Raw genomic sequence first — 15,784 nt, 5'->3', positions numbered from 1 at the left:
TGTCGGCGATGGGCGTGTTTCTGACCATCTTGGTCACCTGCGCGATCTGGATCGCGACCGGATGGCCGCACGGGTCGGCCGCCCCGATGATGGCGGCGGTGGGATGTAGCTTCTTCGCGGCCCAGGACGACCCCGCGCCTTTTATCGTCAGCTTCGCCAACTCGGCCATCCTCGGCGCCCTCGGGGCGGGACTCTACCTGTTCGCGGTCCTGCCGCTGGCCACCACGTTCGAGATGCTGGTCCTGGCGTTGGCCCCGGCCCTCCTGACCTGCGGGGTCTTCATGGCGCAGCCGAAGACGGCGCCCCTGGCGATGGGCGCCGCGGTCAACGGCTCGGCCATGATCGCCCTCCAGGGAAGCTACACGGGCGACTTCGCCGCCTTTGCCAACTCCTCCGTCGCGGTCATCGTCGGGATGTGGGTCGCCGCCATCGTCACGCGCCTCATCCGCTCGGTCGGCGCCGATTGGTCGGCGCGGCGCCTGCGGGTCATCAACCGCCGCAGCCTCGCTCGTGCCGCCGAGCGCCAGGGCGCGCAGAACGGTCTCGAACTCGCGGCTCTGATGCTCGACCGGGTCGGCCTGATCGCACCGCGGCTGGCCGCCCTGCCGTCGGACGACGCGGAGTGGACGGCCGACCTCCTGGCCGAGGTCCGTGTCGGCATCAACATCGTGGAGCTGAGGCGCGACCGCCAGCAGTTGTCGAATCCGGCGCGGGAGGCCGTCGAGACTCTTCTCGGTGCGTTGACGCGCCATTTCGGGGTCAAGGAGGAGCCCACCCCCGGCCTGCTCGACGCCATCGACGGGGCGCTCGATGCCGTATCTCTCGATGCGCGGCGGGCCCCCGGCCGGGCGGCGCTGATGGGTCTCGTCGGCATCCGGCGCGGCCTGTTCCCCGATGCGCCGCCCTATCGTCCGACCCTCCCTTCGACCACGCATCCAGAGCTCGCGGCATGAGGGGTGAACTCGACCTCTACGGTGTCTTCGTGCCGAGTCTGGCCGCCTGGATGCTGCTCGCCTTCGCCGTCAGCCTCGCCCTGAGGGGCGTGCTGGCCCGGACGGGGTTCTATCGCCTTGTCTGGCACCGGCCTCTGTTCGATCTCGCGCTCTACGTCGTGCTCCTCGGCATCGTCGTCTCCATCGCGGTGCCTTTCACCTCCTGATCGGCGGGCGTGTCCGGCTGCCCGGCCACGCCTCAGACCTTCCGGATGAACTCCATGCCTCGGTTGCTCGCCCACTCGTTCCGCGTCCTCGTCACCCTCGGGATGGTCGCCGTCGCCATCGTCGTCGGCCTCGCCCTGTGGGACTACTACATGGAGGCTCCCTGGACCCGGGACGGGCGGGTGCGAGCCGACGTGGTGCAGGTGGCTCCTGACGTCTCCGGCCTCGTCACTGAGGTGCTGATCGCCGACAACCAAGTGGTGAAGCGGGGTGACGTCCTCTTCCGCATCGACCCCGATCGCTTCGCACTGGCCCTGCGCCAAGCCGAGGCGGTCGTCGAAGGGAAGAAGGCGACCGCCGCGCAGGCTTCGGCGGACTACGCCCGCTACCTGAAGCTGAGCGACGCCGCGGCGTCCCAGCAGCGGGTCGAGGCCGCGCAGGCGGCGGACTTGGAGGCCAAGGCTGCTTATGGCCGAGCGACGGCAGACCGTGACCTCGCCAAGCTCAATCTCGACCGCTCCGCCGTGAAGGCCTCGGTCAACGGACGCATCACCAACATGGGCCTGCGGCCCGGCACCTACGTCTCGACCGGCCACGGCGTGATGGCCCTGATCGACAGCGACACCCTGCGGGTCGAGGGCTATTTCGAGGAAACCAAGCTGCCGCGCATCCATGTGGGCGACAAGGCCCGCATCCGCCTGATGGGCGAGAAGGGTGAGCTGACCGGCCATGTGGAGAGTTTTGCGGGTGGCATTGAAGACCGCGAGCGAACGGCAGGCTCAAACCTTCTCGCCAGCGTCAACCCGACCTTCGCCTGGGTCCGGCTCGCCCAACGCATCCCGGTGCGGATCAAGCTGGACGACAATCCGGACGAGACGCGGCTGGTCGCAGGCCGGACCGCGACGGTCGTGATCGATCCCGAGGGCGAGCCCCCCCGTTTCAGCCTGTTCGGATACTAGAGCTTTGTCCGTGATCTCCGGGTCACGGAAGAGGCTTTAAGTGATTGATTTCAGCACTTTCCTCATCAGAGTCGGCGATCACCTCATTCGAAAATGCCCTCGCATGAGGCGCCGAGCTGACCGTCCGAGAGGACATCGCCTGCTCGGGAACGGCCCGTAATTCCGATCTTCGCAAGCGGATAAAGTCCAAGCCCCTGAACCGAGGAGCTTGTCAGGCCCGAAGTCGCTACTGCCCAGCGACAACCGGATCCCCCGCAATACGGCTCCGGATTGATTCCTTCGGTGCTGCTTCCCGTCATTCCGGGGCGCCGACGACGAACCCGGACCCGAAGGGGCGCGACGGAGACGTGCAAACCACCCGCGATGCCACGCTGAGCCGCGCATCTCGGGTGGATCCCGGGATCCGTTGCCCGGCCCCGGGATGACGGGGGTTGCAGGCTGAACCGAACCCATCAACCGGAGCCCGGATTACACCGAGATACTAGTGAGGCGGGGGCGTCCCCTGCTTCGCCGTCGATGACGGGATTAATCCGCCTTGGGCTTGCGAAGGCGATGGACTTGCCACGTCAGCATCATGCTCGACGCCATCAAGGCAGCGTGCAGCAGGTGGGTGAGAAGCGACCCGTCGTGCATCGGCTCAATCCCGCGGACCTGGTGTTGCCAGGACGACGGGTGGACGAGGCAACAATCGGGCCAATACCCACCCAGGCACGGCACACCGTTGCGTAGCCGGCAGGGTCGGACCTGGGCGACCGCCTACGCCGGGACCGGGCCGGGAAGCGCGAGGGTCTTGGCGGAGAGCAGGCGCGCCAGGGTCGCGAGCAGATCGGTCTGGGTGATGATGCCCAGCACGCGGCGGCCCCCGTCCACCACGACCACCGCATGGGTGCGGCGGTCGGTCAGCGAAGAGGCAAGCGCGACGACCGGCTCGTCCGGTCCGGCTGTTTGGGCCTCGGACATCACTTGCGGGATGCCCCGCGCGCCGTGTCGCATCAGTTCGCGCAGGCCGAGCGTACCCGCCAGCCGGCCGGCTCCGTCCACCACGGGCAACGTCCGGATGTTGTGCGCGATCAGGAGCTCCCGCGCGCCCTCGGCGCTGCCGTCGAGACCGATGGTGACCACGTCCCGCGACATGATCTCGGCGCAGGTGAGGTCGCCCTGCGAGCGCACGAGCGCCTGAAGTTCGACCTGGCGGAGGAGCCGGTCGAGGTCGGCGCGGTCGATGTCCAGCGTCTCGTGGAGCTCGACGAGGGCGGCATCCACGTCTTCCTGGCGAAAGCCGACACGCAGCTGTGGGGGCAGGTCCGCCGTCCCGTGCGTGTTGACCGGCGACGGCGTTGGAACGTGCGGGTAGTTGCGACGCGAGATCTTGTGGAAGGCGACGCCGAGCGCGACCAGGATAACCGAGTTCACGCAGACCGGAAACAAGGGGAACAGGAAGCCGGCGGAGGTGACGGTCGGGCCGCCGATAAGCGCCGTCAGCGCGGCCGCGCCTCCGGGCGGGTGCAGGGAGCGGGTGAGCGACATCGCGGCGATGGCCAGCGACACGCCGACGCCGATCGCCACGACCGGGTCCGGGATGAAGCGGACGGCCAGTACGCCCATGAAGGCCGAGATCGTGTTGCCGCCGATAATGGACCACGGCTGCGCCAACGGGCTCGCGGGCACGGCGAACAGCAGGACCGCCGAGGCGCCGATCGGGGCGACGATGAGCGGGATGTCAGGACCCTGGCCGAAAAACCAGCCGCAGATCAGGCCGGTCAGCGTAATGCCCACCAGCGCCCCGAGGCACGCGACCATACGCTCCCGCAGGGTCGCACCCGCCAGGATCGGCCTGAATAGCTGAAACCCGGACGACTTGCCGGGTTGTCGCTCGGGGCTCACGATCTTCGACATCCTCTTGCATCCCTTGCTTGCCGGCTGGGCTCGAGGCGCCCATTCGGAGGGCAAGTGCTCGGCTTGTCGGCACAGCGCTCTGGTATACCAAATAACGGTGTACGGATCGCCTCCGAAATTGCAACGCGCTGAGGCACCGTGCCTGCTAACGTGGCAGTTCGGACCTGCGACCGGTCGATCGGCGAAGGGAGACGTCGTCGCCTACACGTTTCTCGTCGCCGCTGCCGTGCTCGGCTGCGCTCATGTCGTGGGGCTGTGCGGGGGCAAGCCGAATTCGGCTACCCGAGGTCAGGTCGCCATACTCTAGGGGTGACGGCATTCCTTGCCGCCGCTGGCTGCGTGCTCGAACGTCGTTGTCGGAACGAAGGCTCTGAAGTCCCGAAGATAGGATTTGACCGAGTGCTCCGCCCAGGCCTCCATCAACCGCTCCGTGTAGCCGATCGGTAGCCTGTCGATTTAAGCGCGCAAGGTCGATCTGGAAGCCATCAAGAACCCTGCGTAAATGCCCCCGAGGCTTCACAGTACTGTTGTGGAACGCCGCTAGCCAGACACTCGGCTGGCATACCACGAAACGCTGAGTCCGGGCCTTGAGCGTCCCCTCCCCGGGGACGTCGGCACCGCGGCGTCTCTCCGCATCCGGCCGAGGATCAACCCTTGGCCTCGCATCGAGCGACATCAACGCTCGGCCTGCACGGCTGCCTGGAGATGGACATGGCCACGAGCCTCGCCGCCGGCGACATCGCTTTCGTCGGGTACGACGCGGACAATCCCGACGACTTCGCGTTCGTCATCCTACGCGACATCGAGGCCGGCACGACCATCACCTTCACCGACAACGGCTGGAGCACCACCACCAACGCGCTCCGGACCACCGAGGGCAGCTACACCTACACGGCCCCGACGGCACTCTCCGCCGGCACGGTGATCCACCCCACAGCCGACAGCGCGGCGGGAGGGGCGAACACGCCCGTCTACACGTCCACCGACGCTCCCAATTTCTCGTTCAACACGGACGGTGACCAGATCATCGCCTACCAGGGCAGCGCGGCGAACCCGACGCTCCTCTACGCCATCAACGTCGCCGACGGCACCGGCACCTTCGCGGCGAACGGCACCAACGCCAGCACCTCGGCGCTTCCGCCGGGCCTCGTCCTCGGGCAGACGGCCGTGGCGCTGGGCGCCGATAACGGCCGCTACAACGGCACCTTCTCGGGCACGCGCGATCAACTGCTGACGGCGATCGGCACGGCCGGATCCTGGAATCAGGACAACGCGATCCGCATCGGGGCCGGCAGCTACAACGCCTTCACGGTGACCGGTACGGCGGTCGTCCCGAGCCTGTCGATCGGCGACGTTCAGGTGAGCGAGGGCGATACGGGCACCAAGCAACTCGTCTTCACCGTGTCCTTGAACGCGCCCGCGCCCACCGGCGGCGTCACGTTCGATATCGCGACCGCGGACGCCACCGCCACCGCCGGGAGCGACTACGTCGCCCGCGCCGTCACGGGCCAGACCATCGCGGCGGGCCAGACCAGCGCGACCTTCGCGGTGGACATCCTCGGCGACACCGCGGTCGAACCCACCGAGACCTTCTCGGTCGCGGTCTCCAACGTCGTGGGAGCGACCGTGGCGGACGGCCAGGGCGTCGGCACGATCCTCACCGACGACATCGGCACCCGCGTCAACGGCATCACGATCTTCGATGCGGCGCCCTCGCTCCAGGGTCTCTCCGGCGCCACCGCCACGGCGGCGCCCATCCCGACGAACGCGCTGCAACTGGTGCGGCTCGGCGCCTACGCCACCACGAACGATCCGGCGACGCAGGCGGCGCCCAACGCCGAAGTGGTGGCCTACGACTCGACGACAAGCCGCTTCTACATCCAGAACACCAACGAGGGCCGCATCGAGATCGTCGCGCTCGACGCCGCCGGCACCCTGAGCAAGACCGGCGAGATCCTGCTCACGGGTCTGGAACAGTACGGCTCGGTCAACTCGGTCACGGTCTTCAACGGCCTCGTGGCCGTCGCCTACGCCAACACCACCGGCGACGCGCCGGGCCGGGTCGCCCTGTTCAACGCCGACGGCAGCCTGCTGCGCTCCCTCACCGTCGGCGTCGGACCCGACCAGCTCACCTTCACCCGCGACGGCGGCCGGATCCTCGTCGCCAACGAGGGCGAGCAGGCCACCGCCGGCAGCAACCCGGTCGGCGGGATCTCGATCATCGACGTCTCGGGCGGCGCGGCCAACGCCGCGGTGACCGCGACCGTCGGGTTCGACGGCCTCAACGGCAGCGAGGCCGCCCTGCGCGCCCGCGGCCTCGCCATCACGCCGGGGAACAGCGCGGCGGCCGACATCGAGCCCGAATACATCGCGATCTCGCCCGACAACCGCTTCGCCTACGTCACCCTGCAGGAGGTGAACGGCGTCGCCATCATCGATCTCGCCAATCCCGGCACGGCGCCGATCGCGATCCAGCCGCTGGGCGCGGTCAACCACTCCCTGGCCGGCAACGAGTTCGACGCCTCCGATCGCGACGGCCCGAACGGGTCCACCTCGATCCGCATCGCCGCGGCCCCCGCCAACGCGCCGATCTACGGCCTGCTCCAGCCCGATGCCGTGGCCTCGTTCGCGACCGGCGGCGCGACCTACTTCGTCACCGCCAACGAGGGCGATCAGCGGGTGATCGGCGGCGCCGACGATTCCGGCGACGTCGCCCGCCTGAGCAGCATCGCCAACAGCCGCCTGACGCCTGAGCTCCAGCTCCTCAAGGCCGACCCGGCCTATGCCCGCCTCAACGTGCTGCTGCGCACCGGCGACACCGACAACGACGGCGTGATCGACCAACTCCACACGCTGGGCGGGCGCGGCATCTCGATCTTCCGCCAGAACGACGACGGCACCGTCACCAAGGTCCGCGAGACCGGCGGCGAGTTCGAGAAGATCTTCGCGCAGATCGCGCCGGAGCGGTTCAACAACGATCAGGTCGCGGCCAACACGCCGGACGACCGCTCGGACAACAAGGGGCCGGAGCCCGAGGGCATCACCATCGGCACCGTCAACGGCCGGATCTACGCCTTCATCGGCCTGGAGCGGCAGAGCGGCGTCATCGTCTACGACGTCACCGATCCGGCCAACGCCTCCTACGTCTCCTACGTCCCGCCGCTTCCCGGTGCCACGACCGACCTCGGCCCGGAGGTGCTGAGCTTCATCGCCGCCGACCGCAACCCGACCGGCACGCCGCTGCTCGTCAGCGCCAACGAGGTCGCCAACGGCGGCGCCGTCCTCTACGCCGCCCTGCCCCAGGGCTTCACCCAGGAGGTCGGGTTCGCCGCGAACTCCCTCGCCGTCAGCCGCCCGGAGGGCAATGCGGGCGAGACGGTCTTCACCTTCACGGTGGAGCGCAGCAACGGGACGCTGGGCGCCGTCACCTTCACCGCCGAACTCGCCGGCACCGGCGCCAACGCGGCCAACGGCGCCGACTTCACCGGTGCGCCGGGCCTGCCGCTGACGATCACCGGCACGATCCCCGCGGGTGCCGCCTCCGCGCAGGTGAGCGTCAGCGTCCAGGGCGATGCCCTGCCGGAGGCCGACGAGGCCTTCGCCCTGACCCTGCGCTCGGCCGCCTCGAACCAGACCGGCATCGCCGCGTCCGTGCGCCCCGCGGCCGCCGCCGCGACCGGCACCATCGTCAACGACGACGTGAGCCTGATCTCGGCGGTTCAGGGCGCCGGGGCGGCGAGCCCGCTCGTCGGCCGCACCGTCACCGTCGAGGCGATCGTCGTCGGTGATTTCCAGAACGGCGATGCCGACGCCAAGCGCAATCTCGGCGGCTTCTACCTGCAGGAGGAGGCGACCGATCAGGACGGCAACCCGCTGACCTCGGAGGGCGTGTTCGTCTACGAGGGCACCGGCAACCGCCTCGTCGATCTCAACGAGGGCGACCGCGTCCGCGTCACCGCCACCGTCACCGAATTCAACGGCGAGACGCAGCTCACCGTCCGGGATGCCGCGGCGATCCAGGTCGTGACGCCCGGCGCGCTGACGCCGGCTCAGGTGAAGGCCTCCGCCGTGGCGGTCGACCTGCCGGCGACGGGCACGATCGGCACCGGCACCACCGCCCAGCCCGATCTCGAGCGCTACGAGGGCATGCTGGTCCGCATCCCGCAGACCCTCTCGATCACCGAGCAGTTCAACCTCGACCGCTTCAACGAGATCCGTCTCGCGGCCAGAGGGCGGCCCGAGACCTTCACCAACGAGTTCGAGCCGAATTCGGCGGCCTACGCCGCCTACCTCGCCCAGACGGCGGCGCGCTCGATCACCTACGACGACGGGCAGAACACCCAGAACCTGCCGGTGGAGAACCTCGACGGCTTCGGTCCGACCTACGGCACGGCCACCGCGCCGCGGATGGGCGACACCGTCACGGGGCTGACGGGCACCCTCGGCTTCGGTCCGACCAACGCCTTCCGGGTGCGCGCCATCGACGACGGCGACAACCGCTTCACGACGGCCAATCCGCGGCCCGCCGAGCCCGACCCGGTCGGCGGCACGCTGAAGGTCGGCAGCCTCAACGTCCTCAACTACTTCACCACCCTCGATACCGGGAGCTCCGCCCGCACGGCGATCGGCCAGCAGCCGCGGGGCGCCAACACCCCCCAGGAACTGGCGCGCCAGACCGAGAAGCTCGTCACCACCCTGATCGCCACCGGCGCCGACGTGCTCGGCCTGACCGAGCTGGAGAACCAGTTCCGTCCGGGCGATCCGGGCAACGCGCTCGAATACCTCGTCGGTCAGCTCAACCTGCGCGCGGGCGCCGGCACCTACGCCTACGTCAATCCGGGCGCCCAGCTCGACCAGGGCCAGTTCCTCGGCGGCGACGCGATCGCGGTCGGCTTCATCTACAAGCCGAGCAAGGTCAGCGTGTCGATGAACACCACGATCGAGAAGCTCGACGACGCGGATGTGGCGGCCTTCAACCCGGCCCTGCTCCAGCAGAGCACCCTCGGGCACATCTTCAACGGCGTGAACACCAGCCGCGCCTCGCTTGCGGTGACCTTCAACGAGATCGCCACCAACGAGAACTTCACCGCGGTCATCAACCACTTCAAGTCGAAGAGCGGTGCCGGGACCGGGGCGGATGCCGACCAGGGCGACGGCCAGGGCGGCTGGCAGCAGCAGCGCGAACTCGCGGCGACGGCGCTCGCCCAGTGGGTCTCGCTGCGGCCGACGGGCAGCCAGGACAGCGACACGATCCTGCTCGGCGACTTCAACGCCTACATCAAGGAGGATGCCCTCGACATCCTCAAGGCGTCGGGCTTCACCAACCTCGCCGAGGACCGGCTTTCCAACCCCTATTCCTACGTCTTCGACGGCGCCTACGGCGCCCTCGACCACGGCTTCGCCAACGCGAGCCTGAACCGTCAGGTCACCGGGGTCACCGAGTGGCACGTCAACGCCGACGAGGCGGACGCCATCGACTACAACCTCGATTTCGGCCGTCCCGCCAGCTACTTCGACGGCCGCACGCCGGCGCGCGAATCCGACCACGACCCCGTCCTCGTCGGCCTGCGCCTCGACCAGACCGCGCCGGTCCTCGTCGCGGCGACGCCCGCCGACAATGCCGCCAAGGTGGCGCCGGGCGCCGACATCGTCCTGCGCTTCAGCGAGGCGGTGCGGGCCGGGACCGGCAGCATCACCCTCACCGACGGCGCGGGCGACACCCGCACCATCGCGGTCTCCGACACCGCCCAGGTCCGGATCACCGGCGACACGGTCACGATCAATCCGAGCGCCGACCTGCGGCCCGGCACCGCCTACGACGTGATCGTGCCCGCCGGCGCCTTCACCGACACCACCGGCAACGCCTTCGCCGGGATCGCTCAAGACAATCTCGATTTCACCACGGAGCAGGCCGCCCCCATGACCTACACGCTTCAGATCCTGCACGCCTCGGACTGGGAAGGCGGCCTGCTCGCGACGCAGCGGGCGGCGAATTTCGCGGCCATCGTCGACCGGCTTGAGGACACGACCCCGAACTCGATCACGCTCTCGACGGGCGACGGCTGGATCCCGAGCCCGTTCTACATCGCGGGCGCCGACCCGCAGATGGCGGCGACCTATAACGGGGTCTACAACCAGTTCTTCGGGCTCTCGGGCGCCAACGCCTACGGCCGCCTCGCCGCTTCCCCGGGCCGCGCCGACATCACCATCCAGAACATCATCGGCGTCCAGGCGGCGGTGTTCGGCAACCACGAGTTCGATGCGGGGCCGACCGAGGTCGCCAACATCATCGGCGCCAATCTCGGCACCGCGGCGGGCGCCGCCGACGACACCTGGGTCGGCTCGCTGTTCCCCTACCTCTCGACCAACCTGAACTTCTCCCGCGAGGCCGCTCTGTCGGGCCTCGTGCATCGCGACGGCGACCTCGCCACCTTCGCGCAGACCGGCCCGACCTCGACCCAGACCGGCACCGGCGCGGACAAGATCGCCAAGTCGACGGTCATCGTCGAGAACGGCGAGCGGATCGCCTTCATCGGCGCCACCACGCAGGTCGAGCCGCTGCTGACCACCCTCGGCAACGTCACGGTGGACGGCTTCACCGGCCGTGACGAGATCGCGCTGCTGGCCAGCCAGATCAACGCCGAGGTCGACCGGGTGCTCGCGGCCAATCCCGGCCTCAACAAGGTCATCGTCGGCACCCACCTGCAGCAACTCGCCAACGAGCAGGCCCTGGCGCCGCTCCTGCGCAACGTCGACGTGCTGATCGGCGGCGGCTCGCACACCCTTCTCTCGGACAGCAACGACCGTCTGCTGCCGGGCGACACCAGCGGCGGTGCCTACCCGCAATTCTTCACCAACGCCTCCGGCCAGACCCTGGCCCTGGTGAACACCGCCTCCGAATATTCCTATGTCGGCCGGCTCAACGTCACCTTCGACGATCAGGGCAACGTCATCCGCAACTTGATCACCCCGGACAATTCCGGTGCGGTCGCGGTCGATGACGCCACGGTGGCGCAGCTCTGGGGTTCGACGGCGGCCGCCTTCACCCCCGGTTCCAAGGGCTACCTCGTGCGCGAGGTGATCGAGGGCCTGGACGCCAACAACGACGGCATCCAGGAGACCGCCGGCGTCGCCGACATCATCCGCCAGCAGGACGGCAACATCCTCGGCCGCACCAGCGTGTACCTCGAAGGTCGCCGCGGCGAGGTCCGCACCGAGGAGACCAACCTCGGCGATCTGAGCGCCGACGCGAACCTCTGGTACGCCAAGCAGTACGACAACACGGTCACCGTCTCGATCAAGAACGGCGGCGGCATCCGCGACTCGATCGGCTCGTTCTCGACGGCCGGCGGCGGCACCGCCGAGCTTCCCCCCGCCGCCAACCCGTCGGCGGGCAAGGCGGCCGGCGACATCTCCCAGCTCGACGTCACCAACTCGCTGCGCTTCAACAACGCGCTCGCCATGGTCACCGTCACCGCCGCCGAACTGGAGCGGGTGCTCGAACACGCCGTCTCGTCGGTCGCCCCGGGCGCGACGCCGGGTGCCTTCCCGCAGATCGGCGGCATCAGCTTCTCGTTCGACGCGACCCGGCAGGCCCAGACGCTCGACGTCAACGGCAACGTCACCCAGGAGGGTCGCCGCATCATCTCGGCGGCGATCGTCGATGCCGACGGCTACCTCGTCGACACCCTGGTGCAGAACGGCCAGCTCGTCGGCGACGCGAACCGCAGCATCCGCGCCGTGACCCTCGACTTCCTGACCACGGGGACGAGTTCGGCCCCGGGCCTGGGCGGCGACAACTATCCCTTCCCGGCCTACGGCGAGAACCGCGTCGCGCTGAGCAACGCCGCGCCGACCTCGCTGCCCAACACCGAGACCTTCTCGGCGCAGGGCACCGAGCAGGACGCCATGGCCGAGTATCTCAAGGCCTTCTACACCGTGACGCCCTACGGCCAGGCCGATACCGGACCCGCCGCCGACACGCGGATCCAGAACCTCGCCGTCCGCGGCGACAGCGTCCTCGCCCGCGGCGTCAGCGGGCTCGGAACGGGCGGCAACGACGTGCTGCAGGGAACCGCCTTCGCCGACCGCCTCTCCGGCGGTGCGGGCGACGACATCCTCACCAACAGCGCGGGCGACGACATCCTGTCCGGCGGGCGCGGCACGGACACGCTCGTCTTCAACTCGTCCTTCGCGTCCATCACCGTCACGGACGTCGGCGGCATCACCGCCATCACCGGGCCGGAGGGCCGCGATCTCGTCAGCGGGTTCGAGCGCTACCTGTTCTCGGATGCGACGATCGTCGTGAACGACGGCAAGCCGCTGGTCGACGACCTCTACTATCTGGCCCGCAACAAGGACGTGTTCCAGGCCGGCCAGGACGCCGACACCCACTTCGCCCAGTACGGTGCCCGCGAGGGCCGCGACCCGAACGCCTTCTTCTCGACCAAGGGCTACCTGGCGGCCAATCCCGACGTGCGGGCCTCCGGCGTCAACCCGCTCGACCAGTACGAGCAGGCCGGCTGGAAGGAAGGCCGCGATCCGGGCGCCCGCTTCGACAACGAGTTCTACCTGGCGGCCAACGCGGACGTGAAGGCCGCCGGCTTGAACCCGCTCGCGCACTACCTGCAGTACGGGCAGAGCGAGGGCCGGGCGATCCACGACGCGATCGGCCGGGCGAGCGACATCCGCGGCGGCTTCGACGCGGAGTACTACCTCCTGTCCAATCCCGACGTGGCCCAGGCCGCGGGCACCGGCAACACCTTCGCCTTCGCCGCCCAGCATTTCGAGCAGTACGGCTGGAAGGAAGGCCGCAATCCGAACTCGGTCTTCGACACCAAGGGCTATCTCGCCGCTTACGCCGACGTGAAGGCGGCGGGCGTCAACCCGCTCACCCACTATGATCAGTACGGCTGGAAGGAGGGCCGCGACCCGTCCGCCTCCTTCGACACCGCCACCTACCTGTCCACCTACAAGGACGTGGCCGCCGCCCAGGTCGATCCGATGCAGCACTTCCTGCAGAACGGCCTCTACGAGGGACGCCTGGACTTCGCCGACGGCGGCTTCCGCTACGGCGCCCTGGTCTAGGGCTCACGCCGGTCGGCTCGCCCCCGAGCCGACCGGACCCGGCTCCAAGGCCGCCCCGCCCCGCCGACTCCGTTCGGACCGCGCGTCTCGCGCGGTCCGCACGCGTTTGAGGCCCCCTGGACCGATCGAAGACACCGCCGCGGCCCATCGAGGATGGGGCGGGCGGGCCGAACCGGGTGATCTCTTCCGCGCCGCGGGCGTTGATCGTGTCCTGGGACAGCGGCCGGAGGGGTCCATCCATGACTAAGCTTTTCATCGCGCGGGTGCGCGGCACGGGCGGCGAGCGCCCGCTGGTGACCGTGAGGGCCGCCGCCGAGGGCGAGGCTCGCCTGTTCGTGGAGGCGGCCTACCCCGAGGACGAGATCGTCGAGATCGCCGAGCCGGGCGAATGGGTGAGCGACAGCGACACCGGGACGCGGAACGGCGACGTCCGCGAGCATCCGGGCACCGCGTGGCAGGCTCCGACGAGCCGGGCCTAGCGCCGGATGGCCTGCCTGCCGGAGGACGTGCGCGCCCTCGCGCTCCTGTTGCCGGAGGCGGTCGAGGGCGCGCATCAGGGCCATCCCGACTTCCGGGTCGGCGGACGGATTTTCGCGACGCTCTGGACCGACGAGGCGCGGGTGGTCGTGAAGCTGACGCCCGAGGCGCAGGCTCACCTGATCGAAGGGGAGCCGGACGCCTTCGAGCCCGTGCCGGGCGCCTGGGGCACGCGCGGCTGGACCAGCCTCGACCTCGACCTGGCCGAGGAAGAGACGCTGCGCGGGGCGCTGCTGACCGCTTGGCGCATCGTCGCGCCGCCCGGTCTCGTCGCCCGCTACGACGGTCTCGCGCTCGATCCGTGAGCGGCGGTCAGCTTCGGAGGCCCGGCGCTTCCTGTCCGGTGCTCGCCACGTATTCGGTGTAGCCGCCCCCGTACTGCCGGATGCCGTTGCCCGTCACCTCGAGCACCCGGTTCGACAGGGCGGCCAGGAAGTGCCGGTCGTGGCTGACGAACAGCATCGTCCCCTCGAAGCCCGAGAGCGCGCCGATCAGCATCTCCTTGGTGGCGATGTCGAGGTGGTTGGTCGGCTCGTCGAGGACGAGGAAGTTCGGCGGGTCGTAGAGCATCTTGGCCATGACCAGCCGAGCCTTCTCGCCGCCGGACAGGACCCGGCACGGCTTCTCCACGTCGTCGCCGGAGAAGCCGAAGCAGCCGGCGAGCGCCCGCAGCGAGCCCTGGCCCGCCTGCGGGAAGCTGCTCTCCAGATCCTCGAACACCGTCAGGTCGCCGTCGAGCAGGTCCATGGCGTGCTGGGCGAAGTAGCCGAGCTTGACGCTGCCGCCGACGGCCACCGTGCCGGCATCGGGCTGGGCCGTGCCGGTGACGAGCTTCAGCAGCGTCGACTTGCCGGCGCCGTTGATGCCCATCACGCACCAGCGCTCCCTGCGCCGGATCGAGAAGTCGAGCCCCTCGTAGATGATCCGGCTGCCGTAGCGCTTGTGCACGCCCTTGAGCATGGCGACGTCGTCGCCGGAGCGCGGCGCCGGCTGGAACTCGAAGGCGACGGTCTGGCGGCGACGCGGCGGCTCCACCCGCTCGATCTTGTCGAGCTTCTTCACCCGGCTCTGGACCTGCGCGGCGTGGCTGGCACGGGCCTTGAAGCGCTCGATGAACTTGATCTCCTTGGCGAGCATCGCCTGCTGGCGCTCGAACTGCGCCTGCTGCTGCTGCTCGTTCAACGCCCGCTGCTGCTCGTAGAAGGCGTAGTCGCCGGAGAAGGTGGTGAGCGTGCCGCCGTCGATCTCGATGACCTTCGTGACGATGCGGTTCATGAACTCGCGGTCGTGCGAGGTCATCAGCAGCGCGCCGTCATAGCCCTTGAGGAAGGATTCGAGCCAGATCAGGCTCTCGAGGTCGAGGTGGTTGCTCGGCTCGTCGAGCAGCATCACGTCCGGACGCATCAGCAGGATGCGCGCCAGCGCCACGCGCATCTTCCAGCCGCCGGAGAGCCGGCCGACATCGCCGTCCATCATCTCCTGGGAGAAACCGAGGCCGGCCAGCACCTCGTAGGCGCGGCCCTCCAGCGCGTAGCCGTCGAGCTCCTCGAACCGGGCCTGCACCTCGCCGTAGCGCTCGACCAGGGCGTCCATCTCGTCGGCGCGGTCGGGGTCGGCCAGAGCCGCTTCGAGCTCCTTCAGCTCGGCCGCGACGATGCTGACGGGGCCGGCGCCGTCCATCACTTCGGCGACGACGGTGCGTCCCGCCATCTCGCCGACATCCTGGCTGAAATAGCCGATGGTGATGCCGCGCTCCGACGAGACCTGGCCCTCGTCGGGCTGTTCCTGCCCGGTCATCATGCGGAAGAGCGTGGTCTTGCCGGCGCCGTTCGGGCCGACGAGGCCGGCCTTCTCGCCCTTCTGCAGGGCAGCCGACGCCTCGATGAAGACGATCTGGCGACCGTTCTGCTTACCGATCTTGTCGAGACGAATCATGCGTCCGCAGGGCCTGGAGAGTGACGGTGGGGGCGGGCTGCCGGGAAACCTGCGAGGGCACTTACGCCAAGCTCGACCCGATCGGAAGGCGGGCGACCGCAACGCAGCGCGGCGGCGACGCCAATGATCGGCCGACCCTTCCCACGGCAGTCCGTCGTGCATCGGACCGACGAGCGTAAAAAAACGGATCTTTGAGACGGGATCCGATTCACA

The 15,784-nt window shown here is 69.2% G+C and carries 8 protein-coding genes; 6 read left to right on the top strand and 2 right to left on the bottom strand.

Features of this window, described 5'->3' with window-relative positions:
- From MFF42_RS01545 to MFF42_RS01535, 3 genes are all read left to right on the top strand, one after another.
- On the top strand, positions 1–953 hold a 953-nt coding region (locus tag MFF42_RS01545), incomplete at its 5' end, for an FUSC family protein (RefSeq protein WP_238253963.1).
- Positions 950–1,159 (top strand): DUF1656 domain-containing protein, encoded by a 210-nt coding sequence (locus MFF42_RS01540; protein WP_238253961.1) that lies wholly within the window; start codon positions 950–952, stop codon positions 1,157–1,159. The genes MFF42_RS01545 and MFF42_RS01540, both read left to right, overlap by 4 nt.
- Before the next feature lie 54 nt (positions 1,160–1,213).
- Positions 1,214–2,116: an efflux RND transporter periplasmic adaptor subunit gene (locus MFF42_RS01535; protein ID WP_238253960.1), complete on the top strand. Its 903-nt coding sequence runs from the start codon at positions 1,214–1,216 to the stop codon at positions 2,114–2,116.
- A gap of 756 nt (positions 2,117–2,872) precedes the next feature.
- Here the strand turns inward: MFF42_RS01535 and MFF42_RS01530 are convergent.
- On the bottom strand, positions 2,873–4,012 hold the full coding sequence (locus MFF42_RS01530; RefSeq protein ID WP_238253967.1) for an HPP family protein: 1,140 nt from the start codon (positions 4,010–4,012) through the stop codon (positions 2,873–2,875).
- A gap of 711 nt (positions 4,013–4,723) precedes the next feature.
- Here MFF42_RS01530 and MFF42_RS01525 point away from each other — a divergent pair.
- The 3 genes from MFF42_RS01525 to MFF42_RS01515 all read left to right on the top strand — a co-directional run bounded on the left by MFF42_RS01525 (position 4,724) and on the right by MFF42_RS01515 (position 13,941).
- Complete coding sequence (locus tag MFF42_RS01525; RefSeq protein WP_238253958.1) at positions 4,724–13,099, top strand: ExeM/NucH family extracellular endonuclease; 8,376 nt, start codon at positions 4,724–4,726, stop codon at positions 13,097–13,099.
- Between the two features lie 239 nt (positions 13,100–13,338).
- The gene (locus tag MFF42_RS01520) at positions 13,339–13,578 is read left to right on the top strand and encodes a hypothetical protein (protein WP_238253936.1); all 240 of its coding nucleotides are present in this window, start codon (positions 13,339–13,341) and stop codon (positions 13,576–13,578) included.
- Positions 13,579–13,584: 6 nt separating this feature from the next.
- Positions 13,585–13,941 carry an MmcQ/YjbR family DNA-binding protein gene (locus MFF42_RS01515; RefSeq protein ID WP_238253934.1) on the top strand — a complete coding sequence of 119 codons (357 nt, stop codon included), beginning with the start codon at positions 13,585–13,587 and terminating at the stop codon, positions 13,939–13,941.
- Between the two features lie 7 nt (positions 13,942–13,948).
- Here MFF42_RS01515 and MFF42_RS01510 read toward each other — a convergent pair whose 3' ends face one another.
- Entirely contained in the window at positions 13,949–15,571 is a 1,623-nt protein-coding gene (locus MFF42_RS01510; RefSeq protein WP_238253932.1) for an ABC-F family ATP-binding cassette domain-containing protein, read from the bottom strand.
- Positions 15,572–15,784: the final 213 nt, after the last annotated feature.

It is taken from the genome of Methylorubrum podarium (assembly GCF_022179745.1).
Lineage (GTDB): Bacteria > Pseudomonadota > Alphaproteobacteria > Rhizobiales > Beijerinckiaceae > Methylobacterium > Methylobacterium podarium.
This window is presented reverse-complemented; position numbering and strand designations above follow the sequence as displayed.